This is a genomic window from Nocardia sp. NPDC049220 (assembly GCF_040647855.1).
GTDB lineage: Bacteria > Actinomycetota > Actinomycetes > Mycobacteriales > Mycobacteriaceae > Nocardia.
The window spans coordinates 117,636-143,520 of sequence record NZ_JBEZDA010000010.1 but is presented as its reverse complement, the minus strand read 5'-3'; the positions used below and the strand labels follow the sequence as shown (position 1 = coordinate 143,520).

Here is a 25,885-nt window from a genome sequence, read left to right as displayed (position 1 = left end):
GCGCCGCGGGTGACGTCGGTACGGGTGACGATCGACCCGAGGAGGTTCGCGTGGACTTACCGGTGATGCCGCCTGTCCGGCCGATGTTGGCCAAATCCGTGCCCGCGGTGCCACGCGAGCCGGGCCTGAGCTACGAACCGAAGTGGGACGGTTTCCGCTGCGTTGTGTTCCGCGACGGCACCGACGTCGAGTTGGGCTCGCGCAATGACCGCCCGCTGACCAGGTACTTTCCCGAGGTCGCCGCGCTATTGAAGCTGGCGCTCCCGGACCGGTGCGTAGTGGACGGCGAAATAGTGGTGGTCACCGAGCATGGTCTCGACTTCGACACCCTGCAGAACCGCCTGCACCCGGCCGCGTCCCGGGTCGACAAACTCGCCGTGGAGACACCGGCCAGCTTCGTCGCTTTCGACCTGCTCGCACTCGGCGACAAGGATCTGACCGGTGCGCCGTTCGCCGAGCGGAGGCGATTGTTGGAGACGATCCTGCGCACTGAACTCGCCCGGGTCCATCTGACCCCGCTCACCCATGACCCCGATATCGCCGAAGACTGGTTCACCCGGTTCGAAGGTGCCGGATTCGACGGCGTCATGGTCAAGTCCGACGAGCTGACTTACCTGCAGGACAAGCGGGTGATGCTCAAGGTCAAGCACGAGCGCACGGCCGACTGCGTGGTGGCGGGCTTCCGCTGGCACAAGGACGGTCAGGGTGTGGGGTCGCTGCTGCTGGGGCTCTTCGACGACCAGGGCACCATGCACCACGTCGGCGTGGCCAGCAGTTTCACCGCGGCACGACGCAAAGAGCTGGTCGAAGAGCTGACTCCGCTACGGGAGAACGCGCTGGACAACCACCCGTGGCGGGCCTGGGCGGACGCCGCCGCACAGGCCAGGGCAGGGGGTAAAATGCCGGGCGGGGTCAGCCGCTGGACCGGAGGCAAGGACCTGTCCTGGGAGGCGCTGCGGCCGGAACTGGTCGCCGAAGTCCGCTACGAGCACGTGCAGTCGGGCAGACTGCGCCACGGCGGCAGACTGGTGCGCTTTCGCACCGACCGAACTCCCGAATCGTGCACCTATGCGCAACTGGACGAAGTCGCGCCCGCGGAATTGAGTGCTCTGTTCAGCGAAAGCGCGGCGTCCAGCGAAAGCGCGGCGTCCAGCGAAAGCGCGGCGTCCAGCGAAAGCGAAACACGATGAGCGCGTCGGTCGATCTCGAGGTCGACGGCAGAACCGTCACGATCAGCAATCCGGACAAGGTCTATTTCACCAAACGCGGCGAGACGAAACTCGATCTGGTGCATTACTACCAGGCGATCGCCGAGCCGTTCCTGAACGTGGTCGGCGGGCGCCCGCTGCTGCTGGAGCGTTATCCCGATGGTGCGTCCGGCAAATCGTGGTTCCAGAAGCGGGTGCCGAAATCCGCGCCACACTGGTTGCACACCGTGGAGGTGTCCACGCCGAACGGCACCACCAGCGATGCCCTCGTCGCGCACGATCTCGCGCATATCCTGTGGGCAGTCAACCAAGGCTGCCTCGGATTCCATGTCTGGCCCAATCGCGCCGATGATCTCGGGATCGCCGACGAGTTGCGCATAGATCTCGATCCTTCCCCGGGTATAACGTTCGAGGATCTCAAGCACGCCGCGGTGCTCACCAGAGATCTGTTCGGCGAATTCGACATCGATTCGCGGATCAAGACCTCCGGCTCGCGCGGGTTGCACATCTATGTAGCGCTGGAACCGAAATGGGACGGCTACCAGGTGCGTGCTGCCGCGGTCGCGCTGGCCCGTGAACTGGAACGCAGGCACCCGGAAGAGATCACCGCACAGTGGTGGAAGGAAGAACGCGGCAATCGCGTGTTCGTCGACTTCAACCAGAACGCACCGCATAAAACGGTGTTCGGCGCATGGTGCGCCCGGCCGAAGGTCGGTGCGCAGGTATCGACGCCGATCACCTGGTCGGATCTGGATTCGGTTGTTCCCGATGAACTGACCATCGCCACCGTGCCGGCCCGCTACGCCGAATTCGGCGACCCGTGGGCCGACCGCGCCCCGCAGTCCCTCGCACCGCTGCTGGAAATGTCCGAACGTGACATGGCTGCGGGCCTGATGGACGCTCCCTGGCCGCCGCAGTACCCGAAGATGCCGAACGAGCCGCCCCGCGTCCAGCCGAGCCGCGCCAAGAAGTCGGACTAGCGCACCCCGACGGTCGATGCGACCAGGGCCTGTCCTGTAATTCGTTGTGACGGTTGGTGTTAGCTGTATGCCGTGATGGGTCGTGGTGTGTTGACGGACCGGGCCCGGGCTCGGATCTAGCCGATGCTGCCGGTGTCCGGTCGTGGTCGGTGCTGGCGTGATCACCGGCAGGGGATCAGCGCGATCCGGTGGAAGCTGCGGGCCGGCGCCTGTGGTGTGAGTTGCCCGAGCGGTACGGGCCGTGGAGAACTGCGTACGAGCGGCTGCGGATGTGGACTGGCGACGGGACCTGGCAGCGGATCTCCTGGACGAGGTGATCGTCGAACACGACTCGATCGGTGAGGTCGAGTGGATCCTCAGTGTGGATTCCACTGTCATCCCGGTCCATCAGCACGCTGCTGGTGCCCGGAAAAAAGGGCGCCAGCAGCATCGGCGTCGCTGTCGATAGAGAAGCGCTCGGCCGGTCCCGTAGCGGGCGGAGCACCAAGATCCACCTCTACGCGAAACGCGCCGCCTACTACCAGGCCGTACCCACCATCGCCGCGAACATCCTCTGGCTCCGATTACTTACAGGACAGAACCTAGTCGGTCCACAAGACCCAGGTTCCGGTGCGGCCGGTGCCTTCACACACCAACGCCCGGCCGTCGGACGTACGACCGGTCTTCGCACCCGAGGGGTCGCATTTCGATCCGGCCTGCTGGGTCGCGGACGCCACAATGTGCGGGCCGGCCCACTGGTAGCCGCCACCGGTGGTAGTGAGGCAGATCAAGGTGCCGCCGTCGGCGGCCGAGCCGATCTGGCCCAGCTGAGCCTCGGTGCATGACGAGCCCTTCGTGACCTGCCCCTGGCTCGCCGCAGGTGGAGTGCTCGTAGCCGTGGTGCGCGCCGCGACGGTCGTCGGACCAGGCGCCGAACGCTCGATGGTCACGGGGGCTACCGACGTCGGGGCCGGGGCGGCTCGAGATTCCGTGACACCGGGCAACCAGTTGCCCGACAGCACCACGAACGCGGCCAGCGCGGTCATCTCGGCGACGCCGATCAACAGCGCGAACATCGCCATGACACGTCCACGGGGATGACTGTAAGCAATGAACCCGAACACGATCGCGACCGGGAACAGCCCCAGCAACGCGGCTACCAGCGCGACGATCGCGTACGGATTGACGATCGGTGGAACCTCTACCCGCAGTCGACCGGTCCGGCGGCGGCTGGACGCCTGCTCGGGCCAACGTTCGGTCTCCGGCTCCGACCACCGACCGTCGGGCTCCTGTTCCGCCCAGCGTTCGTCCGGTTGCGCCTCCGGCCAACGTTCGGTCTCCCGGCGTTCTGCCCGTGCCATCCAGGTACCTCTCCTACACCACACCGTGCAGGAACCTCGGACTGTCCGAACCCGCCCCGATATACCGACCCAGAATAAGGCGCAAAACGCGAATAGTGGATCTGGAGTATCGATAATTTCGTGATCGAGCCGTAATAACAACGATGAGATGCTCGCGCGGATCGATTAGCCACACAAATGCCGCATGACCGGCATGCAGGGCAAGACGCCATGCCCTCATTCTGGATGTTCGCCGGTATGACGACGTAAACCAGGCGACCGCAGTCCATTTCAACCGGATTCACCTGCGATGCGGAAGATTTGCTAGTCGGCAACCCCAATTCAACTACTCCAGGGAACGCTCTCTCTTGATCGTGGCGACAGCCTGCCGCACGCCGCTACCGAGATCGGAGCACGCACGGGCGCCGACGACCTGCGGCGCGACACGGCTACGCACCGACCGGCTCGGGCCGCTAGTTCAGCTACGCCGATCCACCTTCGGCAGCGACTCATCGACGAGCGTCAGCAAGATGTCCGACAGCAGGTCGTGCACCTGCTCGCGAGTGAGCGTGCGGCGAGTGATCCATTCACGCCCGGCAACTTTGACCAGCCCGCCATAGGCGCGGACCATCGCGCGCAACTCGGCACCGTGCGCCGAATCGGCGAGACCGACCATCAGCAGCAGGCGGTCGGCTGCCGCATCGTCGGCGGCGTCGAGAATCTGCTGCACCTGTGGGTCGTCTCCGACCCCCTCGTGGCTGGTCACCTTCACCCAGGTGCTGCCATGCTCCGCGATGGTATCCAACAGCCAGCGCACACTGGCATCGACGCGTTCGCGGGCGGTGCCGGTGGGCACGATCATGTTGTCGAGCTTGGGTAGCGTCACCATCCGACGCACCACAGCGAGGTAGAGATCGCGTTTGTTACCGAAATAGTGATTGATCAGACCGCGGGCCACCCCAGCCCGCTGGGCCAGCTCGGCAGTCGACACGGACGCGTACGGGCGTTCGCCGAACATATCGATCGCGCAGGCGAGGATCTGCGCACGCCGCTCGTCGGGTTCGAGCCGACGGCGGCGCGGTGACACCGACTCGGCGCCACCGTCCGCGGTCACACTCGTGACATCAGAGAGACCGGGCAATGAGATCCTTCATCACCTCGTTGCTGCCTGCCAGGATGCGCAGAACACGGGCGCCGGTGTAGAGCTGCGAAATCGGATACTCCGTCATGTAGCCGTAGCCGCCGAACAGTTGCAGGCAGCGGTCAACCACCATACCCAGCTGGTCGGTGAGCCAGTACTTGGACATCGCAGCGGTGGGAATGTCGAGTTCGCCACGCAAATGCCTGCCGATGCAGTCGTCCAGGAAGGTACGGGAGACGGTGGCGACCGTCGCGCACTCGGCTAGCTCGAACTTGGTGTTCTGCATGGCGAACAGTGGCTTGCCGAACGCTTCGCGTCCCTTGGTGTAGTCCACGGTGAGCTGCACGGCCTTCTCCATCATGACGACCGCGATGATCGCGGTGACCAAGCGCTCCTGCGCGAGCAATTGCATCATCTGGTAGAAACCCTGCCCCTCGGCCGCACCGAGCAGGTGGGACGCGGGCACGCGTAGGCCGTCGAAGAACAGTTCGGCGGTATCTTGAGCTTTGCCGCCGATCTTGTTCAGGATGCGGCCACGCTCAAACCCCGGGGTGTCGTCGCCGACTTCGGCGAAGATCAGCGAGACGCCCGCCGCGCCCTTGGTCGGGTCGGTCTTGGCAGCGATGATGATGCCGTCGCAGAGCCAGCCGTTGGTGATGAAGATCTTCGAGCCGGTGATCACGTACTCGTCGCCTTCGCGCACCGCGCGGGTCTTGATGTTCTGTAGGTCCGAACCGGTGCCCGGTTCGGTCATACCGATGGACAGCACCATTTCGCCGCTGGCCGCTTTGGGCAACACACGCCGCTTGAGTTCCTCCGAGCCGAACGCATTGAGGTACGGCGCGATAATCGAACTATGCACGGGCATGCCCATCGACCCGTCGCCCGCACGGGACTGTTCTTCGATGATCGCGGCCTCATGTGCGAACGTCCCGCCGCCACCACCGTATTCGGCGGGAATCGCGGGACACAGTAGGCCGAGTTCGCCTGCCCGGTTGTACAGCGCACGGTCGGGATGGCCCTGGGCGACGAACTTGTCCTCGTGCGGGACGACCTCCTTCTCGAAGAAGGCCTTCGCCAGGTCGCGTACCGCCTCGACCTCGTCGTCACTCCACGCCGCGCGTGCCATCGCTCGATCCCTCGCTCGCTCCGTGTCCGGCTCCAGCACCGGTTCGCCCCCAGGCTCCTCAACTATTGGCAGCTTGTCAACAAGCTGGCGGCCGGCGGACCAGCCCGGCCCGATGTGCGCCACCCAGACGACCGGACGGCAATCCCGCGCACGGGTTTGCGACAATAGGCCGGTCGATTGCCCAGCTCAGTGAAGGATGTCCGTAGCCGCGATGCCCGAAAGCATGATCGATCCGCAGGACCTTGCGACCTGTCTCAGGGTCCTGGAGCAGACCGCAGTGCTGGACAAGGCCCACCCCGACTCGGTGACCGTCCAACGCGCGGTTGGGCACATGTTCAAGAAACTCAAGCAGCGGCGCAGGTCCGCAGCCCGCGAGGCGATCGCCGCGGCTGATCACGCGGTGGTGGCGGCAACCGCGACCGGCTCACCGAACCGGATCGATGACGAGACCGCGGGTATCCCGATCAGCACCCGCAGCGCCGGCGCCAGTGCGGGCACGCTGCTGCGCGCGCGACCGTGCTACATCTGCAAGCAGCGCTATTCCCAAGTCGACGCCTTCTACCACCAGTTGTGCCCCGAGTGCGCGGCGAGCAGCCACACCAAGCGGGACGCTCGCACCGACCTCACCGGACGCCGCGCGCTGCTCACCGGCGGGCGTGCCAAAATCGGCATGTACATCGCGCTGCGGCTGCTCCGCGACGGCGCGCACACCACCGTCACCACCCGCTTCCCCCGCGACGCGATCCGGCGTTTCGCCGCGATGGCCGACAGCGCCGATTGGCTGCACCGGCTGCGCATCGTCGGCATCGACCTACGCGACCCGGCTCAGGTGGTCGCCCTCGCCGACGACGTGGCTGCGCATGGCCCGCTGGACATCCTGATCAACAACGCCGCGCAGACGGTGCGGCGCTCCGCAGGCGCCTATAGCGCGCTGGTCGACGCCGAGTCCGGGCCGCTGCCCGCCGGGCAGCTGCCGGAGATGGTGAGTTTCGGCAAAACCATGCAGGCGCATCCCACTGCGCTCACCGCCTCACTCACGCCCACGCTATCCGCCGCCGACGTGACCGAGCTGGCCTTGGTTGCGGGATCGGCTACGCCGGAACGCATTTCGCGTGGCGTGGCGATCGACGCGGGCGGTCTGGTACCGGATCTCGCACACACGAACAGTTGGGTGCAGACCGTCGGCGAGGTGGATCCGACCGAACTGCTGGAAGTCCAGTTGTGCAACTCGGTCGCGCCGTTCATTCTGGTGTCACGACTGCGTCCGACGATGGCCGCCGCGGCGGCGCGGCGCAAGTACGTCGTGAATGTCTCCGCCATGGAGGGTCAGTTCTCCCGCGCCTACAAAGGGCCAGGGCACCCGCACACCAATATGGCCAAGGCCGCGCTGAACATGTTGACCCGGACCAGCGCCCGCGAGATGTTCGAGGAGGACGGCATCCTGATGACCGCCGTCGACACCGGCTGGATCACCGACGAACGCCCGCATTACACGAAAGTCCGCCTGGCCGATGAGGGTTTCCACGCGCCGCTCGACTTGGTCGACGGCGCGGCACGGGTGTACGACCCGATCGTGCAGGGCGAGAACGGTACCGACCTTTTCGGTTGCTTCTTGAAGGACTACCAGCCCTCTCCGTGGTAGCCCCGCGCAGCACGGTTTCGACAGCTACGCTGGAAGAATGCTGTACCGGCTGCTGGCCGATGCCACCGCCGTCACGCACTTCGCCTTTGTGGCCTACGTCGTGGTCGGCGGCTTCGTCGCGTGGCGCTTGGCGCGCACCATCTGGCTGCATCTGATCGCGGCGTGCTGGGGGCTCGGCTCGGTCGCCTTGGGGTTCGAATGCCCCCTGACCGATCTGGAGAATTGGGCGCGAGTCCGCGCCGGCGAAGCGCGACTGCCGTCGAGCGGGTTCATCGACCACTACATCACCGGCGTGCTCTACCCCGAGGACGCACTCGGCTTGGTACGGGCGCTGGTCGCGGTGCTGGTGGTGGCGTCGTGGACCGGGTATGCGTGGACCCGGCGGCATCGGTCCACCGTGCCGACCGTCCCCGTGAACGCCCCGCACCGACCGGCCCACCCCGGCTGAATCGCCGGGCGCACCTGGCCTCAGGGACCTGCGAGGTGCCGGCCGACGAAGTCGGCGACCTCTGCGCCATGCTCGTCGAGATAGAAGTGCCCGCCGGGGAAGGTCGCTCGCTCGAAGCCGCCGCTGGTGTGCCCGCGCCATTCGTCGGCCTGCTCCGGACGCATCGTCGGGTCCTCGGTGCCCACCAGCGCGGCGATGTCGGTGCGCAGCGCGACGCCGGAGCGGTAGCGATAGGTCTCCACCGCCTGGTAGTCGGCCCGGATCGCGGGCAGCACGAGTTCGGCAAGACTCGGCTCGCTACGCAGCAGTCCGACCGATGCTGGGTCGGCGGCCAGCCGCTCGAGATCCCGGAGCAGCTCGTCATCGGAGGCCAGGTGCAGGCGCTGGGTCTCCACGAACGTGGGTGCGGGACGACCCGATACGAACAGCGTCGCGAGCTGCCGCCCGTCGCGCTCCAGCCTGCGCGCGGTCTCGAACGCCACTGTGGCACCCATGCTGTGTCCGAACAGCGACAGCCGTTCGACCGCTCCTCGGGTCAGCACCTCCTCGGCGATTCGGTCCGCGAGCACCGCGATATCCGTGATCGGCGCCTCACCGAACCGGTCCTGGCGACCTGGATACTGCACCGCGAGCACCGCGATATCCGCGCCGAACCGCTGAGCGAGATCGCGATACGTCGTGGCCGGAGCGCCACCCGACGGGAAGCACAGCAGAGCGTGCCGGCCCTGAGGCTCGGATCGCAACGAACGCAGCCACTTCGAGTCGGCATGGGATCCCGCCACGTTGATCTCCTTTCCGACATCGGCGCGCACCTGGCCCACCGGACACCGTAGTCGCCCGAACCTGGCGGTCCGGAAGTCGCCGCCAGCCGACCCGTCGCACCGGATCCGGTACCCGTACGGCTCCGGGCTCGTGCCGCTCTCTTCCGGTGACATCCAGCTCAGCCGGAACCCGAACAACACCGCAGCCCCGCCCGGACAATACTCGACGGCCCGCACACCGGTCAGGGTGTGAAGGTTTGCAGATGGTCGACGGTGACGAACGTGCTGCGTGGGCTGGCCGCGGCCACGGCCGTGCGCAATGCCTCCAGCCCGCCCCAGTCGCGGGCAGGTTCGGCGAGCGGATAGTCGAAATCATCCCAGTGGGTGGGAATCACATAGCGCGGGTTTCCGGTGACGCGCAGCAGCCGCGCGACGTAGTCCTCGATCTTCCCGCCACCCGCAGGAAGCAGCAGTACATCTGGCCGCAACCCCGCCAGTTCCGATTCGATGTAGTTCGATCCGCCGAAGTCCAACACGCTCACCCCGCCGCCGCGCACTTCGTAGGCGAGGGTGCCACCCTCGACGAGATCACGAATCACTTTGGGCTCGGGCAACTTTCCCGCACCGAGGCCAGGGCGGGTGCCCGCGAAGGCCACACCGGCTCGTGGCCCGGACGCCGAATGCAGCGAGCGCAGCACCCGGATCGAGTAGTCACCGAAGTGCAGGAACTCACCACCGGTGGCCAGGGTGAGTTGGTTCTCCGGAGCTCCGAGCGCAGCCAGGAGGTTGAGGTGGGTTTCGGTGCCGAGCACAGTGGCCCCGGTCTTCTTCGCCAGATACGGCACGTCGGTGAGGTGGTCGTAGTGCCCGTGGGTAACCAGAATGTGGTCGGCGCGTAACTCTCCGCCGTCGACGTAGCGATCGATCAGCGCGGTATCCACCACGATCGGGGTCTCGGGGTCTGCGCCCTCGGCACTGTAGGTTCCGGTATGAAACCTGGTCAGCCACGGGTCGATGAGTACAGTCTTGCCGCCGGGCAGACGGATCTCCCAGCTGTTGTTACCCCACCAGCGCAGCGCCACCCCGCTGGGAATCAGCCGCTCCGAGGCGGCCACCGACCCGTCTTTCTCTGTCGAATTCGTTGTGCCACAAGATAATACACCCGCCAACGTCGCGAGCCCCGCAGTCGCGCCGAGGAATCCTCGACGTCCGAAACCTGTCATGCGGGCACCACACCACATCCGCGGCGGCCGTGTCCAAGACCGGCGGACCGGCGCAACGATATCAGAGCGGATATCGTCGCAGCGTGGACCATCTGCGTCAGCTGCGGTACTTCGTTGCCGTCGCGGAAGAATTGCATTTCGGTCGGGCAGCCGAGCGCCTCGGCATCGCCCAGCCGCCCCTGAGCCAGCGCATCCGTCGTCTCGAAGCCGACCTCGGCGCTCGCCTCTTCGACCGGGACAGCCGCCGAGTCGAACTCACCGAGGCCGGGCAGATCCTGCTCGCCGAGTCCCGCGATCTGCTTGCCCGCTGGGAACGGACGAAAACGCTGGTCGGCAAAGCGCATCGAGGCGAAATGGATGCGGTTCGCATCGGCGTGCCACCCGAACTGGCCGGTCGGGTGCTCGCCGCGCTGCTCACCGCGTTCGAGGCCAGCGACGTCCGGGCCGACCTGCAGGAACTGACCACCGCCGAACAGATTCGACTGCTCGCGGACCGCCAGCTCGACGCCGGGCTGCTTCAGCATCCGGTCGACGTCGTCGGCTTGGAACTCGGTCCCGCCGTCGAGACGCCGCTCGGGGTGGTACTGCCGCGCGATTCACCGCTGGCAGTGCGGTCCACGCTGGAACTCGCCGATCTCGCGGGGCACGGGTTGGTGATCTTCCCGCGGGCCGCAGCCCCCGGGCTGTATGACGCGACGCTGCGCCGGTGCTGGGAGCTCGGCTTCCGGCCCATCGCGGTGCAGCATGCGCACAACCCCGAGTTCGTGCTCGGCATGGTGCTGTCCGGGCGCGGGATAGCATTCGACGAGGGCTTGGTGGCGCGCAAGGAACCGCGCGTGGTCTGGCGGCCGCTGCCAACGGGCACACTGAGCAGGCGACTGTCGCTGGCGTGGCCGGTTGCTGTGGCCCATCCGCGGGTGCGCGAACTCGCCGAGCTGGTTGTCACGGTGCTGCAGGACGACGGCGCGACCCGACCCGCGACGGACGCGGACCTGCCGCGACGGCCTTGGAATGTCGTTTATGGCAGGCCGTGAGCGATGCGGTCGATCGCGTGCGCCGCGGCAGCCCCGACCGCGCGGTCCACTGCGGGCAGCCGCTGCGCGAGTGTCGCCGCCCTGGTGAAAACCGCCACGGCATAACGTTTTCCGTCGGGATACTCGACAACGCCGATTTCGTTGCGCACACCGGGCAGCGTCCCGGACTTCGCCCAGACCCGCACCTGCGGCGGGAACGCGGAAGCCAGGCGATGCCAGTTCACCTGCTGGCTCATCAGATCACGAACCCACCGGCACGCCTCGGGAGCACCCGCCAGATCCTGGCCGATCATCGTGAGCAGCCGCACCATTTCGCGCGGCGTGCTCGCGGTGGTACGTCTCGGATCGAGCGCCCGCGTGCAGAGCACCTCGTCGGCGCCCAACGTCGGAAAACGGCGCGCGAACTCGGCGGCGTCCGCCGCACCGATATCCTCGGCCATGGACTCGAGGATGGCCCGGGGCGGACCGGCGACCTGGGTCGCGGTGAGGCCGAGTTCGCGCAGCAGTGAACGCACATTGTCCAACCCGACACGGTCGAACAGCAGGTCGGCCGCGGTGTTATCGCTCAGGGTGAGCGCGAAATACGCCGCATCACGCAAGCTCAGCTCGATATCGTCGACGCAGCCCGCGGTGCCCACGCCGCCGAGCCGATCCGCCGCGCGAGCCCGGACTCGATCAGCAGGGTCCAGCTGGCCCGCCGCGACCTGCCTGGCGAACTCCAGCACCAGCGGTACTTTCACCACCGACGCCAGCACAACCGGCTCGTCCGCCCCGGCACCCGCCCCGGCACCGCAGTCGAAACACTGGGCGTACACCCACCCGTGGACGCCGACAGCGCGAAAGATCTCTTGCATCTGATGTAGCATCCCTGGCTCGTGCGGCAGGCATGGCACCGGGTGCGGACGATGCGAACAGCTCCCCTGGCGGGTGAGCGGTGTGCGCCAGCCTGCCGAGTTCACCGATCCAGCCCTCGTCCAGAAGACGACTTCGACCGGGCGGAGCGGGCCAGCGCCCCACACCACTACGTCTGCGCCGCCTTCGTCCTCGGATCAGTCGGCGGCGGGCGCGTCTCCCGCGAGCGCGGCGATCGCCAATGCCAACCTATCTCCGTCGGGAAGATGCATCTCCGGAGCGATCGTCTGCAGCACACCGAGCCCCTGCACGAGCACGAAGTACAGCTCGGCTACCGCAACTGCCTGTTCCTCGCTCAGGTGCGGCTGCGCCACGCGCAACGCCGTCGCCATGTCGCGATAGGCACCGGGCGCGCTCTCGGCGAAGAATTTCTGCGCTTCCGGTGACCGCGCGACCCGGACCAGGTTCTCCATGCTCGCGAGCATGGCGTCCCGGTTGTCGGCGATCACCGTCGGCATCGCGTTCCACATCGCGGCGAACGCTCGCAGCGGCGGCACGCCGCTGCCGGCTCGGATCATCGCCTCCATGCTGTCGCCGATCTCGGTGCCCAGAGTGTCCGACAGCACCTCGGTGATCAGCTGCTCCTTGGACCCGAAGTGGTATCCGATCGCGGCGAGGCTCACTCCGGCGGCCGCCGCGATATCACGGGCCGTTGCCTTGGCGACACCGCGTTGCACGATGACTTTCCGTGCACCCGCCAGTAGGTCCTCGCGATTTCCCATAGCCCGAGGCTACAGCGTCTCAGACATTCGTACTAGACGTCTGTTCTATCACCCCGCGGTCGTCGTTTCATCGCCGCCTCGGACGCGGCGGCGCCGGACCGACTCGCTAGTCTCATGCCGTGCGGCAGAAGATCATCGCGGACGTCGATACGGGTATCGACGATTCACTCGCGCTGCTGTACCTTCTTGCCTCGCCCGATGCCGAGATCGCCGGAATCGCCGCGACCGCCGGCAACGTTCCCGCGGCACAGGTTGCGGCGAACAACCTCGCCTGGCTCGATGTCTGCCGCGCACCCGATATCGAGGTGGCACTCGGCGCCGCCGAGCCGATAGCCATCCCGCTGCGCACCACCGAGGACACGCACGGACCACACGGCGTCGGCTACGCCGAGCTGCCGCGATCCGTCCGTCGACTATCCCGGCGCACGGCCGCTCACCTGTGGGTCGACCTGGCTCGCGCGCACCCCGGCGAGATCGTCGGACTCTGCACCGGACCGCTGACCAACCTCGCCCTCGCCCTGCGGATCGAACCCGAACTGCCCGTGCTGCTGCACCGCTTGGTCATCATGGGCGGCGCGTTCAACCACCCTGGGAATACGACGCCGACCACCGAGTGGAACGTGCACGTCGACCCAGAGGCCGCCAAAGAGGTCTTCGACGCGTTCGCCGCCGCTCCCCCGCAGCGCAGGCCGATCGTGTGCGCGCTCGACGTCACCGAGACCATCGAGATGCGAGCCGAACACCTCGTCCGCCTTGCCACACGCGCGAACAGCTACCCGGTGGAACTGGTCACGGAGACCGACCCACCCGAAGCCCGGTCCGCGGCGAGCAATCCGATCGTCCGGTACGTCACCGATGCGGTCCGGTTCTACTTCGACTTCCACCGCAGCTACGGCCAAGGCTATCTGGCCCACATGCACGACCCGTTCGCCGCCGCAGTCGCGCTGGACCCTACGCTGGCCCGCACCCGCGCCGCGACAGTCGACGTCGAGCTGGCCGGCACGCTCACCCGAGCGACCACCGTCGCCGACTGGGCTGGGATGTGGGGCCGCGAACCCAACGCCGACATTGTGATCGGGACCGATCCCGACGTGTTCTTCGACCGACTGATCAGCCGGGTCGGCGATTTCGCACGGACCGTCCATCCACCCGCTGCCCAGAAGCTGCGATGATCGACAACGACGACTCCATTTACCTCTCCGCGTTCCGGACCAGGCTCGGGCTACCCGGAATCATCGACGTCCACACACATTTCATGCCCGACCAGGTACTGCGCAAGGTGTGGGCATACTTCGACGCGGCGGGCCCGCTGGTCGGGCGCAGCTGGCCGATCACCTACCGCGCCGATGAGCAGGTCCGCCTGAAAACCTTGCGTGACTTGGGCATTCGCACATTCCCCGCGCTGGTGTATCCGCACAAGCCGGCGATGGCGGCGTGGCTCAACGAGTGGACCGCCGAGTTCGCCGGACACGTCCCGGACTGCTTGCACACCGCGACATTCTTCCCTGAGCCGCAGGCCGCGGGCTACGTCGAGGAGGCTCTCGCGCGGGGCGCGCGTATCTTCAAGGCGCATGTCCAGGTAGGTGGCTACCATCCCGGCGACCCACTACTGAACCCGGTGTGGGAACTGCTGGAGGATGCCCAGATCCCCATCGTCATCCACTGCGGTTCCGGTCCTGCGCCAGGCGCACATACCGGACCGGAGCCGATCGCTGGTGTGCTGCGACGTTTTCCGCGTCTGCCGCTGATCATCGCGCACATGGGCACGCCCGAGTATTCCGAATTCCTCGACCTGGCCGAGGAATACCCGGGCCTGCGGTTGGACACCACCATGGTGTGGACCGACTTCCTCGAGGCGCATTCCCCCTTCCCGACCAGCGAGTACGGCCGGCTGCGCGCCTTGGCCGACCGCATCCTGTTCGGCAGCGACTTCCCCAACATCCCGTATTCCTACAGCCATTCGATCCAGGTTCTCGAACGACTCGACCTCGGGGACGACTGGCTGCGGCTGGTCTGCTACCAGAACGCCGCCCGCCTCTTCGGCATCGAACAACTCCGGGCCCAGGCATAACGAGCACCATGAGCCACAGCCCGCGCACGCGCAGCGCAGTGGTCGTCGCCTCGGTCAGTTGCCGTCGAAGGCCCGAAGCAGTTCCTCGGACGCGAGGGCGGCGGTCAGCGTGCCGTCTCGAACGCGTTGTTCCACCTGTGCCCGGATGGCTTTCACGTCCGGGTTGTCCGCGAGCCTGCGCAGCAACTGGTCGTACACCATGGTCCAGGTCCAATCGATCTGCTGACGGCGGCGCTTCTCGTCGAACGCTCCGGCGTCGGTGAGTACCCGCCGGTGCTCCAGCACCGTGTCCCAGAATGTCTCCAGACCGACGCCTTCCAACCCGCTCATCGTGAGTACCGGCGGCCGCCACAGTGCGTCGTGCGGGTGGATGAGGCGCAGCGCTCCCGCCAGCTCGCGGGCGGCCGCCTTGGCCTCCATCTCGTGTGTGCCGTCGGCCTTGTTCACCGCGACCAGATCGGCGAGCTCGAGCACACCTTTCTTGATGCCCTGCAGCTGATCACCGGTCCGAGCCAGCGTGAGGAAGCAGAACACGTCGACCATGTTCGCGACCGTGACCTCGGACTGACCGACGCCGACGGTCTCCACCAGAATCACGTCGTAGCCCGCGGCCTCGAGCAGCACGATGGTCTCCCGGGTCGCCTTGGCCACACCGCCGAGCGTGCCCGCGGTCGGCGACGGGCGGATGTAGGCGGCACGTTGCACCGAGAGACGCGCCATCCGCGTCTTGTCACCCAGAATGGAGCCGCCGGTCCGGGTCGAGGACGGATCGACCGCCAGCACGGCGACCCGATGCCCCTTCCCGATCAGGTACATGCCGAGTGCGTCGATGAACGTGGACTTGCCGACACCGGGAACTCCCGTGATGCCGACCCGGTTCGAGACCGGCCTCGTCGCCGCGGCATTCGCGTCCGGGGTCACCTTCAGCAGCAGCTGCTGCGCCAAGGCCCTGTGGTCGGCCCGAGTCGACTCCACCAGCGTGATCGCCCGCGCCACAGCGGCCCGCTCGTTTTGGCGGACAGCCTCGGCCAGCACGTCGACATCGATCAACCTGCGCCCGGCGACCTGCGTGGCGGCCGAATCAGCTTCGCTCATTCGGTAACGGCGGAATCCGCGGCGCCGCTGCCCAGTTCGTGACCGAGTTCGGCGCAGAGCTTCTTCAACAGGTCGATCGCCGCGTCGGCGATCACGGTACCGGGCGGGAAGATCGCGGCGGCGCCGGCCCGGTACAGCTCGTCGAAGTCACCGGGCGGGATCACGCCGCCGACGATGACCATGATGTCGGGACGCCCGACCTCGGCCAGTGCCTGCCGTAGCGCGGGCACCAGCGTGAGGTGACCTGCCGCGAGCGAGGACACGCCCACGACATGCACATCGTTGTCGGCCGCCTGCTGCGCCACCTCTTCCGGAGTCTGGAACAGCGGGCCCACGTCGACATCGAAGCCGAGATCGGCGAAGGCCGTGGCGATCACCTTCTGTCCTCGGTCGTGGCCGTCCTGGCCCATCTTGGCGACGAGGATGCGGGGGCGACGACCTTCGGCGTGGGCGAATTCCTCGACGAGCTCGCTCGCCGCGGTGATGTTGGTGACCTTCCCTGCCTCGTCGCGGTACACACCGGAGAGCGTACGGATCTCGGCTCGATGGCGACCGTATACCTGCTCCAGCGCGTCGGAGATCTCGCCGACGGTCGCCTTCGCGCGCGCCGCGTCGATCGCCAGCGCGAGCAGGTTGTTCGCGATGCCACCCTCGGTGGCGGCCGCGGCGCGGGTCAATTCCGCGAGCGCCCGCCGCACCGCGTCCGGGTCACGTTCGGCACGCAGCCGCCGCAGCTTCTCGATCTGCTCGGCACGCACCCGCGAGTTTTCGACCTTCAGGACTTCGACCTGCTGATCCTCTTCGACCTGGTACTTGTTGACGCCGATCACCGGCTGCTGACCGGTGTCGATGCGCGCCTGGGTCCGCGCGGCAGCCTCCTCGATGCGTAGCTTCGGGATGCCCTCGCCGATCGCCTGCGCCATGCCGCCGTGCGCCTCGACCTCGGCGATGTGCGCGCGGGCGCGGTTGGCGAGCTGATGGGTCAGCCACTCGACGTAGTACGAGCCGCCCCACGGGTCGATCGGCCGGGTGGTGTTGGACTCCTGCTGGATCAGCAGTTGCGTATTGCGGGCGATGCGCGCGGAGAAGTCCGTGGGCAGCGCGAGCGCCTCGTCGAGCGCGTTGGTGTGCAACGACTGGGTGTGGCCTTGCGTGGCGGCCATGGCCTCGATACAGGTGCGCGCGACATTGTTGTAGGCGTCCTGGGCAGTGAGCGACCAGCCGGAGGTCTGCGAATGGGTACGCAGCGACAGTGATTTCGCGCTCTTCGGAGTGAACTTCGCAACCAGCTCGCTCCACAACAGACGCCCGGCGCGCAGCTTGGCGACCTCCATGAAGAAGTTCATGCCGATCGCCCAGAAGAACGACAGGCGCGGTGCGAACTCGTCGACCGCCATGCCGGCGTCGATGCCAGCGCGGATGTACTCGACACCGTCGGCGAGGGTGTAGGCCAGCTCCAGGTCGGCGGTCGCGCCCGCCTCCTGGATGTGGTAGCCGGAGATGGAGATCGAGTTGAATTTCGGCATCTTCGCGCTGGTGTAGGCGAAGATGTCGGAGATGATCCGCATCGAGGGCCGTGGCGGGTAGATATAGGTGTTGCGGACCATGAACTCTTTCAGAATGTCGTTCTGAATGGTTCCGGCGAGCTGTTCCGGCGCGACGCCCTGTTCTTCGGCGGCGACCACGTAGAGCGCGAGGATCGGCAGTACCGCGCCGTTCATCGTCATCGACACGCTGACCTGGTCCAGCGGGATGTGGTCGAACAACTGACGCATATCCAGGATCGAATCGATGGCCACACCCGCCATGCCGACGTCACCTTGCACCCTCGGATGGTCGGAATCGTAGCCGCGATGGGTGGCCAGATCGAAGGCGACCGACAATCCTTTCTGCCCCGCCTGCAGGTTACGGCGGTAGAAGGCGTTCGAGTCCGCGGCCGTGGAGAAACCCGCGTATTGGCGGATGGTCCACGGCTGGTTGACGTACATCGTGGGGTACGGCCCGCGCACGAACGGCGCGACGCCGGGCACACTGTCGAGCGGATACCCTTCGGCAGCAACGGCATCCCGATCGGCCTTGGTGAACACCGGCGGCACGTCGATGCCTTCCGGCGTCGACCACACCAGTTGCTCGGGTGTGTACTGGTTGGCCGCTGCTGCCACCCGCACGTATGCCTGCACCTGTGCGGCATCGACGGCGGCGGCGGTCGGCGCCTTCTCCGTCAACGGCACGTCGGCGAAACTGCCGATCAGATGTCTGATCTCGCGAGTAGTCATTACGCTCCCACCTTCTCCAGCAGGGCAGACAGCGCCGCGACCGCATCCATGCGCGCCGTGAGGAATCCGTCCGGACGCTGCGGGTCGCTCAGTGCGCCGACGGCCTCGGCCGCACCGGCCAATAGCACCGTCGGCACGCCCACTGCACGCAACTGCTCGACCGCTTCGCCCACTTCCGTCCGGTAGCGCGCATCCGAGCCGCACAGCACCGCGATAGGCGCCCCGGCTTCGGTTGCCGCGGCAGCGATCGCGCCCACCTCGACCGGCCCGGGATTGACCGATTCGATCCCACCCGATGCCAAAAGGTTCGCGACAAAGGTGACCCGCACGTTGTGTTCGGCAACCGAACCCAGCGGCACCAGCAGGGCTTTCGGGCGGGCGCCGACAGCAAAGAGATAGGCGTCGGAGCGGTCGCGTAATTCCTCGAACGCCGCGCCGTATCGAGCGACCCGACCCGGCTGCCGCGCCGCCTCGGTCAGCGGCTGCTCGGCCAGATTCGGGAATTCGTTCACGCCGGTGACGGCGGTCCTTCGATGCGCGACATCGGTCTCGCGCGCGGCCTTGGTGGCACCGACACGCTCGGCGAGCAGACCCGAGTCCAGCGCGGCCGGATAACCACCCGCCGCCTCGATCTCCTGCATGAACTCCCACGCTTTCGCGGCGACCGTCGCGGTGAGGTCCTCCACGTACCAGGAGCCCGCGCCGGGGTCCCGCACGTGACCCAGATGCGACTCCTCGAGCAGCAGCAGTTGGGTATTGCGGGCCATCCGATCGGAGAACGCTTTCGACACGCCGAGTTCACCCGGCGGCAGTGCCGTGTCGAACGGCAGCACGGTCACGGTGTCGGCGCCGCCCACCCCCGCACCGAACGCGGCCAGCGTGGTGCGCAACATATTCACCCACGGATCGCGCTGGCTCATCATGGCGGCCGAGGTCACCGCGTGCTGGGGTGCGCCGCCGAAATCCGGCGCACCGCACACGTGCGCCACCCGGGCCCAGAGTTGCCTCGCGGCACGAAACTTCGCGATGGTGACAAACTGGTCGTCGGTCGCGGCGAACCGGAATTCCAGCTGCTCCAGCGCATCAGCGATGTCGAGATGCTCCGTCATGGCACGCAGATAAGCCAACCCCGCCGCGACCGCAGCGCCGATCTCCTGGGCGTCAGAGGCACCGACATCGTGGAAAACGGTGCCGTCCACGGTAATCGCTCGCACCGTCTCGGCCCGTTTCGCGGCCCGCCCGGCGAGTACAACCGCCTCGGCGAGCCCGATGTCGGCGATGCCCGCGAAGCGGCTGGTCAGCGGTGCGGCGCCGAGCGCAATCCGAATATCCTCGCGGATGGGCGCCGGGTAGCCGTCGAGCACGGTGAACATCTGGTCGGCAGCTTCGGTCACCGCACTGCCGGCATCCAGGGCCAGCGGAGCCAGCTCGAACAGTAAGCCCGCGAGGGCGGTCGGCAGGTCGGCCACCGGCACGCCGCGCTCACCGGCACCCAGTCGGATCGCACCGATCCCATTCTCCAGACCGGTGAGAATCTCCCGGTTGGCCGCGGCGGCATCGCGGGCGTCGACCTGTGCGCCGACATACCACCCGCGGTGGACGTCCCGGGTGGCGTCCCGGCCGCGGACGAACGGGAAGGCTCCCGGCAGCGGTTGTTCGGGCAGCTCGTCGCGAAGGGTGTACAGCGGGGCGATGGTCAGCCCGTCGTAGGTGGTCTGGTCCAGCAGCCGCTCAGGCTCCTCGGGAAGTTCGGTGACATCGACCTGGCGGGCCTTCGCCAGCACCCCGGCAACACCCTTGCGCCACGCGGCGTATTCGGGCACCGGATCCGCCCCAGGATCTGAAGCAATCGGCATAACTCGCTGTTCCTCTTCCTCGACGCGGACACCGTGTGTGTATGCCCGATACCCTCACATTCGACCAGCTCAGCGACTACTTCGGTTAACGAGCATTCGTCCCGCCTCCTCTGATGCTAGCGGGCGGTTGCCAGCCGGTTGATGCTGCCCGCCGCTACTACCCGGTAGCCTTTCCCGGGTGACCAGGCTGATCCGCGACCCGCGTGTCGTCGCGTTGCTTGTCGGCGCTGCCGCGTTGTTCGTCGCGGCGACGCTCGCTCCGCTGCCGAGTCCGCGCCAGATTCAAGAGTGGGCGACTTCCGTCGGTCCGGCCCTTCCCTTGGTGTTCTTCATTGTCCACGCGGTGGTCACAGTGGCGCCGATTCCGCGCACCGTGTTCACCGTCAGCGCGGGGCTGCTGTTCGGTCCGTTACTCGGCATCGTGCTCGCGGTGGGCGCCACCACCCTCAGCGCGGCACTGGCGATCCTGCTCGTCCGGGCGCTCGATCGCGATCAGGTCGCCTCCCGTCTCACCCATCCCGCAGTGCGCGCAATCGACGAGCGCCTGCGCCGCCGCGGATGGCTGGCGGTCGGTTCGCTACGGCTCATCGCCGCGGTGCCGTTCTCGGTGATCAACTACTGTTGCGGACTGTCCTCGATCCGGTTCTGGCCGTACATGACCGCCACACTGTTCGGCGTACTACCCGGCACCATCGGCACAGTCATCCTCGGCGACGCGCTCACCGGGACGACGCATCCGGGTCTACTGGTGTTCTCCGGCGCCTGCCTGGCGGTCGGCGTCGTCGGTCTGATCGTCGACGCGCGGTGGAAGACGAGCACGACCCCACCACCGATTCCGGCCGTCGCACCCGTCTCTGTCGCCGAGTAATCAGGCCGCGTCGCCCACGTTCAGCGGCGTCGGCTCGATCGGCACAGCGATCACAACCACCATGGCGCCGGTGCGCGGCACCATCACCCGACCGTGTGCGGCGGCATCAAACAGTCGCCGGGACACAACGATCGCCTTCGCATCCCGCAGGCCGAGGCCGAACCCGATGAGCCGACCCCATGACGAGTGTCGATGGACTCCCGCGCCCACAGCCGGACACTACGCGGGCGGTACCCGGTCCAGGAATCCGTGCACACCCGTGATCCGGTCATCGGCGCCGAGGGTGATCACATCGGTGCCCGCGACCGGCGCACTGCCGTCGACGCGCGAAACCAGCTCCCAGGAGAATCGAACGATGTCGTGGTGGCCGTCGACCATGCCGATCGGGCGGAATTCGAAGCCGGCGAACTGCGTCTGCACTCCCTCGATGGCGGCCACAAGTTGATCGTGACCGCTGACGTCCGCGAGCGGATCGGTGTAGAAGCCGTCCTCCGTCCACGCGGCGGCGACCGCCTTCGCCCTGATCTCAGGGTCGGTGGCGTTCCACGCGGCGAAGTACCGGTCTACTGCCTGCTCGTGTCGCGACATGTCGAAACCTCCTGTGCCCAAATACTTTTCGATATCCTGCCCGGATCTCCGGGCCGGCTGACTCCAACCATGCCGCAGTGCGCACGCCCAGTCGATTACGCGCGAGGTAATGATCCGGCGGATCCAAGTCAGCGCGACCAGACCCGCCACCCGGCCTCTTCTGGCGGATCGGGTGGCCGAGTCGGTGTTGATGTCGGAGTCACCCGGTCTTGGTTGCCGTGCCGAGTCTCGTAGGAAACCAGGGGGTTCCCCACTATGTGCGCCAGCCGAGGTTGCGCCGCGGCACGTCGGTCAACCCGAGTTCGTGTAAGCGTGCGCAGTGTCGCAGTCAACTCCGCGGTCGTCATCGTCGGGCAGTCCGGCTCTTTCAGCAGGGCACGCAACAGTCGGATACCGGGTGGCAACCGTTGGATACCGGTCGTGTCGCTCATGTCGTTCCTTCTCGATTACACCGCGTCGTCCACGCCGCAGCTCGTACCGGCGAGCGCTGTCGGACGTGACTGCCAGCAGTGCCAGCACGCCAGTGGATGTCTTGGAGAAATGTTGCCGTTCCGACGGGTGATGCCGCGAGAACAAGTGTCGTCCAACGGTATCGACTGGGATTACACCCGGATGCGTAATCCGGGGCGGCCCACGCGACGGGATCGACTGCGAGCCATCGCGCGTCCGCGAGAGCCGTGGGGGTCAGCCCGGTAAAGGCCATGGCATCCCTATGTGCCACGATTCGTCGCCATGCGAAGGCAATCTCCGGATCGACCGCCCGTCCGGCCTGCCGCCGTTCAGCGAGCACGGTCTCAACGATGGCGAATCGGTCATCCCATGAGCGGGCAGCGTGCAGTCGCCCCCGAATTCGGGTGACATCGCGTCCCAAGAACTCCTCGAGGGCCACTACCGCTCCACCCGATCCCAGCGAGGCACCCAAGATCGCGTGCGCGCCACCGGCGACAGCCGTATCCGCAGAAGATCGACAGTTTGCCCACACTCCCGAACACTGACGGAACCGAGGCCTACAACGCCGCTGGCCGGTTTCCGTGCACCGCTGGCATCATCGATGAACAACACGTCACCGAAATCTATGAACACCGTCAGCGCAGGATATGGGACCACCTGAAGATCGACCTGGCTCGGCGCGCGCCCCTGGAACCCTGCCATGTCGACCCCGCCACTGCGGACCGGCCGCGAGGAGACCGCGATATCCATCGGATGACCAGCGACATGCACCGCCTCGACGAGCATGCCACCATGCTATGAGCCATCCGGGCGGCAGCACGACCGCGACTACTCGTCGAAGAAGTCACACCCGGATTCCAGGTTGCCGGACCGATGATCTGGACACAGCGGACCATCGCTGTGCAGCGTGCAGTCCCAGACCCCGCTCGGCGCCCCGAATCGCACAGTGCGGCGACCGTCGATTTCAGTTGCCGAACGCGGTCACCGTACGCCCAGCACTGGTGCGCTCGAAGGTCGAAGTGATATTCCGGTAACGAAAATGCGCGTCGCGTGACATCCGGGCTACGGGCGGACCGACCAGCTCCTTACCTGCTCAGAACAGAAAATAGCGCTGAGCCATCGGAAGTTCGGTGGCGGGTTGTTCTTGCCAGACCTCGCCGTCGATGCGGACGGTGAACGTATCGGGGTCGACCTCGATGTGCGGCCTGGTGTCGTTGTGCGGCATGTCAGCTTTCGTCACGCGACGTACATCGCGCACCGGCACAAGGCTTCGCTGGACGCGCAGACGGTCGGCGAGCCCGTCGTCGATCGCCTGCTCGGAAACGAAGTGCAGCGAAGTCGCCGCGGCGCTTGCCGAGGCAGCACCGAACATGGGACGCGGCAGCACCGGTTGCGGTGTCGGAATGGAGGCGTTGGCGTCGCCCATCGCGGCCCAGGCGATCGCACCGCCCTTGAGCACGGCATGGGGACGAACGCCGAAGAACGCGGGCTCCCACAGCACCAGATCAGCCAGTTTGCCGAATTCGACCGAGCCGACCTCGTGGTCGATGCCGTGCGCGACAGCTGGGCAGATGGTGTATTTCGCGATGTAACGCTGGACGCGCGCGTTGTCCGCGGCGGCGTCGCCGGGCAACGCGCCGCGGCGCCGCTTCATCACGTGCGCGGTCTGCCAGGTGCGTAGCACGACCTCCCCGATCCGACCCATGGCCTGCGAGTCGCTACCGATCATCGAGATGGCGCCGAGATCGTGCAGCAGGTCCTCGGCGGCGATGGTGGACGGGCGGATGCGGCTCTCGGCGAACGCGAGATCCTCCGGGATGGCGGCGCTCAGATGATGGCATACCATGAGCATGTCCAGGTGCTCGTCCAACGTGTTGATCGTGTGCGGGCGCGTCGGATTCGTCGAACTGGGCAGCACGTTGAGATGTGCAGCGACGGTGATGATGTCGGGCGCGTGCCCGCCGCCCGCGCCCTCGGTGTGATACGCGTGGATGCCCCGGCCCGCGATCGCCGCGAGCGTGTCTTCGACGAAACCGGCTTCGTTCAGTGTGTCCGAGTGCAACGCCACCTGTACGCCCGCGGCGTCGGCCACCGTGAGGCAGGCGTCGATCGCGGCGGGCGTCGAACCCCAGTCTTCGTGCAGCTTGAATCCCGATGCGCCGCCGCGCAACTGCTCCCACATCGCCTCGACGCTGACGGTATTGCCCTTGCCGAGCAGCACGATGTTCATCGGCCAGCCGTCGGTGCCTTCGAGCATCCGCGCCAGGTGCCAGGCGCCAGGCGTCACCGTGGTCGCCTTACTGCCCTCGGCGGGACCGGTTCCGCCGCCGATCAGCGTGGTGATACCGCCACCGAGCGCCTCGTCCATCAACTGCGGGCAGATGAAGTGCACGTGACAGTCGATCGCGCCCGCGGTGAGAATGCGGCCATTGCCCGCGATGATCTCGGTGGATGGGCCAACGACGAGGTCCGGGTGCACCCCGCTCATGGTGTCGGGATTGCCTGCCTTCCCGATCGCGCGAATTCGGCCGTCCCGAATGCCGACGTCCGCCTTGATGATTCCCCAATGGTCGATGATCACTACACCGGTGATCACGGTATCGGGGGCTCCCTCCGCGCGGGTGGCGCGAGCCTGCCCCATGGACTCGCGGAGCACCTTGCCACCGCCGAACACGGCCTCGTCGCCGGCACGCCCCGGTCCCCCGCTGCGATCCTCGGTGATCTCGATCAGCAGATCGGTATCGGCCAACCTGATCCGGTCGCCGGTCGTCGGACCGAATAGCTCGGCGTACCGGGCCCGGCTCAGTTCACTCATCGCGTCCTCCGTTTCGAACCGTGCACCGCGTTCTGCGAACGCCCGAGCACCCCATCGAATCGGGCGATATCCACGTAGTTACTAGTCATCGAGACGGCCGGGCGGGGTCAGGGTGATCCCATGGACCTCGCGGGCGCCGCCGAGCGGCACCAGTCGCACACGCTGAGAGAGACCGGGTTCGAAGCGCACCGCGGTCCCGGCCGGGATGTCGAGGCGACGGCCGTGCGCGGCGTCTCGGTCGAAGTACAGGGCCGGGTTCGCCTGTGGGAAGTGTGCGTGGCTGCCGATCTGCACCGGCCGATCGCCGGTGTTGACCACTTCCAGTTCGATGCGGTCCGCGCCGGAGTTCAGCTCGATGGTGCCCTCGGCACACAGGTATTCACCCGGAATCATTCCGCGCCTCGCCCCACGCCGGGAAACGTTTCGCTCCGGTATCGCATCCGGCCTTCTACCCGATCGGGTTGTGCACGGTGACCAGTTTGGTTCCGTCCGGGAAAGTCGCCTCGATCTGGACGTCGTGAATCATCTCCGGCACGCCGTCCATCACGTCGTCGCGGGTCAGCACCGTTCGGCCCGAAGACATCAGCTCGGCGACGGTGCGCCCGTCCCGCGCACCCTCGAGCACGTGGTCGGTGATCAGCGCGATCGCCTCCGGATGGTTCAACACGAGTCCGCGCGCCCTTCTGCGCCGAGCCAACTCGGCGGCGTAGCTCAACAGCAGACGTTCCTGCTCGTGCGGCGACAGTCGCATCCGCACTCCTCCCCGGGTCGCAGTGGCTGGATGATGTCATTCTGGCACCGCCCCGTTCCATCGTGTCCGGACCAGCGCGGTCAGGACCGATGTGGCAGGTTCTGCAGCCGCACCTGGCCGCGCGCGACGGTGCGGCCCTGCTCATCGGTGATGACGACCTGCCACAGCTGCTGGAGCCTGCCTCGATGCACTGGTGTCGCTTCGCCGGACAGGGTGCCTTCGCGGACCGCGCGAAGGAAGTCGGTGTTGTTGTTCACGCCGACGACCGTGCCTTGGTCGCCGAACCAGATTCCGCCCCCAACGCTGGCCAGCGTCTCGATGACGGTGCAGTACACGCCGCCGTTCTGGATACCGGCGGGCTGGTACAGATGCGGCTTGACTACCCATTCGCCGAGTACACGGTCGGCGGTCAACTCGGTGTAGCGGAGGCCGATCAGGTCGGCGAAGGTACCTTCGCTGTATTTGTTCATCTGCTCGGGCGTGACATTCGCCAGCGAGCCGATCGCTTGGGTCTCCTGCTGCGTCATTCGTTCACTGTCGCACAGCGTCGACAAACGGGCGCCGCAGGATCGTCCGATCGGACACCCGCGGGTCGA

General features: G+C 66.8%; 27 protein-coding genes. 10 read left to right on the top strand and 17 right to left on the bottom strand.

The features are described 5' to 3' along the window. Positions 1 to 50: 50 nt before the first annotated feature. The 3 genes from AB0C34_RS21530 (at position 51) to AB0C34_RS21520 (ending at position 2,505) form a co-directional block, all read left to right on the top strand. The gene (locus tag AB0C34_RS21530) at positions 51 to 1,190 is read left to right on the top strand and encodes an ATP-dependent DNA ligase (RefSeq protein ID WP_357075638.1); all 1,140 of its coding nucleotides are present in this window, start codon (positions 51 to 53) and stop codon (positions 1,188 to 1,190) included. Next, positions 1,187 to 2,188 (top strand): non-homologous end-joining DNA ligase, encoded by a 1,002-nt coding sequence (gene ligD, locus AB0C34_RS21525; protein ID WP_357075635.1) that lies wholly within the window; start codon positions 1,187 to 1,189, stop codon positions 2,186 to 2,188. Before AB0C34_RS21530 ends, ligD begins: the two co-directional genes overlap by 4 nt. A 188-nt stretch (positions 2,189 to 2,376) precedes the next feature. Continuing rightward, positions 2,377 to 2,505 (top strand): transposase, encoded by a 129-nt coding sequence (locus AB0C34_RS21520; RefSeq protein WP_357075632.1) that lies wholly within the window; start codon positions 2,377 to 2,379, stop codon positions 2,503 to 2,505. A gap of 264 nt (positions 2,506 to 2,769) precedes the next feature. Here the strand turns inward: AB0C34_RS21520 and AB0C34_RS21515 are convergent, their stop codons facing one another. The 3 genes from AB0C34_RS21515 to AB0C34_RS21505 form a co-directional block, all read right to left on the bottom strand. Next, a complete protein-coding gene (locus tag AB0C34_RS21515) occupies positions 2,770 to 3,528 on the bottom strand; it encodes a DUF4190 domain-containing protein (RefSeq protein WP_357075629.1) in 759 nt (252 codons plus the stop codon). Between the two features lie 457 nt (positions 3,529 to 3,985). After that, complete coding sequence (locus tag AB0C34_RS21510; RefSeq protein WP_357075626.1) at positions 3,986 to 4,621, bottom strand: helix-turn-helix domain-containing protein; 636 nt, start codon at positions 4,619 to 4,621, stop codon at positions 3,986 to 3,988. Positions 4,622 to 4,631: 10 nt separating this feature from the next. Next, positions 4,632 to 5,777 (bottom strand): acyl-CoA dehydrogenase family protein, encoded by a 1,146-nt coding sequence (locus AB0C34_RS21505; RefSeq protein ID WP_357075623.1) that lies wholly within the window; start codon positions 5,775 to 5,777, stop codon positions 4,632 to 4,634. 211 nt (positions 5,778 to 5,988) lie between these two features. Here AB0C34_RS21505 and AB0C34_RS21500 point away from each other — a divergent pair, with 211 nt between their 5' ends. After that, positions 5,989 to 7,419, top strand: a complete 1,431-nt coding sequence (locus AB0C34_RS21500) for an SDR family NAD(P)-dependent oxidoreductase (RefSeq protein ID WP_357075620.1) — start codon at positions 5,989 to 5,991, stop codon at positions 7,417 to 7,419. 37 nt (positions 7,420 to 7,456) lie between these two features. Then, positions 7,457 to 7,867, top strand: coding sequence for a DUF2784 domain-containing protein (locus AB0C34_RS21495; RefSeq protein ID WP_357075617.1), 411 nt, complete (start codon positions 7,457 to 7,459; stop codon positions 7,865 to 7,867). Positions 7,868 to 7,887: 20 nt separating this feature from the next. On the opposite strand, the gene AB0C34_RS21490 is transcribed toward AB0C34_RS21495, so the two are convergent. Together AB0C34_RS21490 and AB0C34_RS21485 are read right to left on the bottom strand one after the other, a co-directional pair. Beyond that, entirely contained in the window at positions 7,888 to 8,649 is a 762-nt protein-coding gene (locus tag AB0C34_RS21490; RefSeq protein ID WP_357075614.1) for an alpha/beta fold hydrolase, read from the bottom strand. 221 nt (positions 8,650 to 8,870) lie between these two features. Then, complete coding sequence (locus AB0C34_RS21485) at positions 8,871 to 9,743, bottom strand: MBL fold metallo-hydrolase (protein WP_357075611.1); 873 nt, start codon at positions 9,741 to 9,743, stop codon at positions 8,871 to 8,873. A 191-nt stretch (positions 9,744 to 9,934) separates the two neighbouring features. On the opposite strand from AB0C34_RS21485, the gene AB0C34_RS21480 reads away from it, so the two are divergent. After that, the gene (locus AB0C34_RS21480; RefSeq protein WP_357075608.1) at positions 9,935 to 10,885 is read left to right on the top strand and encodes a LysR substrate-binding domain-containing protein; all 951 of its coding nucleotides are present in this window, start codon (positions 9,935 to 9,937) and stop codon (positions 10,883 to 10,885) included. Here the strand turns inward: AB0C34_RS21480 and AB0C34_RS21475 are convergent. Then, positions 10,870 to 11,739 carry a serine hydrolase gene (locus AB0C34_RS21475; RefSeq protein WP_357075605.1) on the bottom strand — a complete coding sequence of 290 codons (870 nt, stop codon included), beginning with the start codon at positions 11,737 to 11,739 and terminating at the stop codon, positions 10,870 to 10,872. The two genes, AB0C34_RS21480 and AB0C34_RS21475, sit on opposite strands and share 16 nt — an antisense overlap. 195 nt (positions 11,740 to 11,934) lie before the next feature. Continuing rightward, complete coding sequence (locus tag AB0C34_RS21470; protein WP_357075602.1) at positions 11,935 to 12,519, bottom strand: TetR family transcriptional regulator; 585 nt, start codon at positions 12,517 to 12,519, stop codon at positions 11,935 to 11,937. A gap of 119 nt (positions 12,520 to 12,638) precedes the next feature. Between AB0C34_RS21470 and AB0C34_RS21465 the strand changes: the two genes are divergently transcribed. Both AB0C34_RS21465 and AB0C34_RS21460 read left to right on the top strand, forming a co-directional pair. Next, positions 12,639 to 13,691, top strand: a complete 1,053-nt coding sequence (locus AB0C34_RS21465) for a nucleoside hydrolase (protein ID WP_357075599.1) — start codon at positions 12,639 to 12,641, stop codon at positions 13,689 to 13,691. Further along, entirely contained in the window at positions 13,688 to 14,590 is a 903-nt protein-coding gene (locus AB0C34_RS21460; protein ID WP_357075596.1) for an amidohydrolase family protein, read from the top strand. Before AB0C34_RS21465 ends, AB0C34_RS21460 begins: the two co-directional genes overlap by 4 nt. Positions 14,591 to 14,644: 54 nt before the next feature. On the opposite strand, the gene meaB is transcribed toward AB0C34_RS21460, so the two are convergent. Genes meaB through AB0C34_RS21445 form a run of 3 tightly spaced genes read right to left on the bottom strand, consistent with a single transcriptional unit; the run spans position 14,645 to position 19,817 of the window. Continuing rightward, complete coding sequence (meaB, locus tag AB0C34_RS21455; protein WP_357075593.1) at positions 14,645 to 15,685, bottom strand: methylmalonyl Co-A mutase-associated GTPase MeaB; 1,041 nt, start codon at positions 15,683 to 15,685, stop codon at positions 14,645 to 14,647. Further along, positions 15,682 to 17,961 carry a methylmalonyl-CoA mutase gene (gene scpA, locus AB0C34_RS21450; RefSeq protein ID WP_357075591.1) on the bottom strand — a complete coding sequence of 760 codons (2,280 nt, stop codon included), beginning with the start codon at positions 17,959 to 17,961 and terminating at the stop codon, positions 15,682 to 15,684. Before scpA ends, meaB begins: the two co-directional genes overlap by 4 nt. Continuing rightward, the gene (locus tag AB0C34_RS21445; RefSeq protein ID WP_357075588.1) at positions 17,961 to 19,817 is read right to left on the bottom strand and encodes a methylmalonyl-CoA mutase family protein; all 1,857 of its coding nucleotides are present in this window, start codon (positions 19,815 to 19,817) and stop codon (positions 17,961 to 17,963) included. Before AB0C34_RS21445 ends, scpA begins: the two co-directional genes overlap by 1 nt. A 178-nt stretch (positions 19,818 to 19,995) precedes the next feature. Between AB0C34_RS21445 and AB0C34_RS21440 the strand changes: the two genes are divergently transcribed. After that, the gene (locus AB0C34_RS21440; protein ID WP_357075585.1) at positions 19,996 to 20,685 is read left to right on the top strand and encodes a TVP38/TMEM64 family protein; all 690 of its coding nucleotides are present in this window, start codon (positions 19,996 to 19,998) and stop codon (positions 20,683 to 20,685) included. Here AB0C34_RS21440 and AB0C34_RS21435 read toward each other — a convergent pair whose 3' ends face one another. From AB0C34_RS21435 to AB0C34_RS21425, 3 genes are all read right to left on the bottom strand, one after another. Further along, positions 20,686 to 20,895: a hypothetical protein gene (locus AB0C34_RS21435; RefSeq protein WP_357075582.1), complete on the bottom strand. Its 210-nt coding sequence runs from the start codon at positions 20,893 to 20,895 to the stop codon at positions 20,686 to 20,688. A 9-nt stretch (positions 20,896 to 20,904) separates the two neighbouring features. Next, complete coding sequence (locus tag AB0C34_RS21430; protein ID WP_357075580.1) at positions 20,905 to 21,273, bottom strand: nuclear transport factor 2 family protein; 369 nt, start codon at positions 21,271 to 21,273, stop codon at positions 20,905 to 20,907. Positions 21,274 to 21,401: 128 nt separating this feature from the next. Then, the gene (locus AB0C34_RS21425) at positions 21,402 to 21,704 is read right to left on the bottom strand and encodes a hypothetical protein (protein WP_357075577.1); all 303 of its coding nucleotides are present in this window, start codon (positions 21,702 to 21,704) and stop codon (positions 21,402 to 21,404) included. 541 nt (positions 21,705 to 22,245) lie between these two features. Between AB0C34_RS21425 and AB0C34_RS21420 the strand changes: the two genes are divergently transcribed. Then, the gene (locus AB0C34_RS21420; RefSeq protein WP_357075574.1) at positions 22,246 to 22,524 is read left to right on the top strand and encodes a hypothetical protein; all 279 of its coding nucleotides are present in this window, start codon (positions 22,246 to 22,248) and stop codon (positions 22,522 to 22,524) included. Positions 22,525 to 22,816: 292 nt separating this feature from the next. Here the strand turns inward: AB0C34_RS21420 and AB0C34_RS21415 are convergent, their stop codons facing one another. From AB0C34_RS21415 to AB0C34_RS21400, 4 genes are all read right to left on the bottom strand, one after another. Continuing rightward, positions 22,817 to 24,538 carry an urease subunit alpha gene (locus AB0C34_RS21415; protein WP_357075571.1) on the bottom strand — a complete coding sequence of 574 codons (1,722 nt, stop codon included), beginning with the start codon at positions 24,536 to 24,538 and terminating at the stop codon, positions 22,817 to 22,819. 81 nt (positions 24,539 to 24,619) lie between these two features. Then, positions 24,620 to 24,931: an urease subunit beta gene (locus tag AB0C34_RS21410; protein ID WP_357075568.1), complete on the bottom strand. Its 312-nt coding sequence runs from the start codon at positions 24,929 to 24,931 to the stop codon at positions 24,620 to 24,622. Positions 24,932 to 24,986: 55 nt separating this feature from the next. Next, positions 24,987 to 25,289: an urease subunit gamma gene (locus AB0C34_RS21405; protein ID WP_357075565.1), complete on the bottom strand. Its 303-nt coding sequence runs from the start codon at positions 25,287 to 25,289 to the stop codon at positions 24,987 to 24,989. Between the two features lie 80 nt (positions 25,290 to 25,369). Then, positions 25,370 to 25,816, bottom strand: coding sequence for a PaaI family thioesterase (locus AB0C34_RS21400; protein ID WP_357075562.1), 447 nt, complete (start codon positions 25,814 to 25,816; stop codon positions 25,370 to 25,372). Between the last annotated feature and the right edge of the window lie 69 nt (positions 25,817 to 25,885).

Excerpts from the sequence above, each read along its gene's own strand:
- AB0C34_RS21505 (WP_357075623.1), bottom strand. The coding sequence starts at position 5,777 with ATGGCACGCGCGGCGTGGAGTGACGACGAGGTCGAGGCGGTACGCGAC.
- AB0C34_RS21500 (WP_357075620.1), top strand. The coding sequence starts at position 5,989 with ATGCCCGAAAGCATGATCGATCCGCAGGACCTTGCGACCTGTCTCAGG.
- AB0C34_RS21415 (WP_357075571.1), bottom strand. The coding sequence starts at position 24,538 with ATGAGTGAACTGAGCCGGGCCCGGTACGCCGAGCTATTCGGTCCGACG.
- AB0C34_RS21430 (WP_357075580.1), bottom strand. The coding sequence starts at position 21,273 with ATGTCGCGACACGAGCAGGCAGTAGACCGGTACTTCGCCGCGTGGAAC.
- AB0C34_RS21475 (WP_357075605.1), bottom strand. The coding sequence starts at position 11,739 with ATGCAAGAGATCTTTCGCGCTGTCGGCGTCCACGGGTGGGTGTACGCC.
- meaB (WP_357075593.1), bottom strand. The coding sequence starts at position 15,685 with ATGAGCGAAGCTGATTCGGCCGCCACGCAGGTCGCCGGGCGCAGGTTG.
- ligD (WP_357075635.1), top strand. The coding sequence starts at position 1,187 with ATGAGCGCGTCGGTCGATCTCGAGGTCGACGGCAGAACCGTCACGATC.
- AB0C34_RS21410 (WP_357075568.1), bottom strand. The coding sequence starts at position 24,931 with ATGATTCCGGGTGAATACCTGTGTGCCGAGGGCACCATCGAGCTGAAC.
- AB0C34_RS21405 (WP_357075565.1), bottom strand. The coding sequence starts at position 25,289 with ATGCGACTGTCGCCGCACGAGCAGGAACGTCTGCTGTTGAGCTACGCC.
- AB0C34_RS21445 (WP_357075588.1), bottom strand. The coding sequence starts at position 19,817 with ATGCCGATTGCTTCAGATCCTGGGGCGGATCCGGTGCCCGAATACGCC.
- AB0C34_RS21400 (WP_357075562.1), bottom strand. The coding sequence starts at position 25,816 with ATGACGCAGCAGGAGACCCAAGCGATCGGCTCGCTGGCGAATGTCACG.
- AB0C34_RS21460 (WP_357075596.1), top strand. The coding sequence starts at position 13,688 with ATGATCGACAACGACGACTCCATTTACCTCTCCGCGTTCCGGACCAGG.
- AB0C34_RS21425 (WP_357075577.1), bottom strand. The coding sequence starts at position 21,704 with ATGAGCGACACGACCGGTATCCAACGGTTGCCACCCGGTATCCGACTG.
- AB0C34_RS21515 (WP_357075629.1), bottom strand. The coding sequence starts at position 3,528 with ATGGCACGGGCAGAACGCCGGGAGACCGAACGTTGGCCGGAGGCGCAA.
- AB0C34_RS21495 (WP_357075617.1), top strand. The coding sequence starts at position 7,457 with ATGCTGTACCGGCTGCTGGCCGATGCCACCGCCGTCACGCACTTCGCC.
- scpA (WP_357075591.1), bottom strand. The coding sequence starts at position 17,961 with ATGACTACTCGCGAGATCAGACATCTGATCGGCAGTTTCGCCGACGTG.
- AB0C34_RS21470 (WP_357075602.1), bottom strand. The coding sequence starts at position 12,519 with ATGGGAAATCGCGAGGACCTACTGGCGGGTGCACGGAAAGTCATCGTG.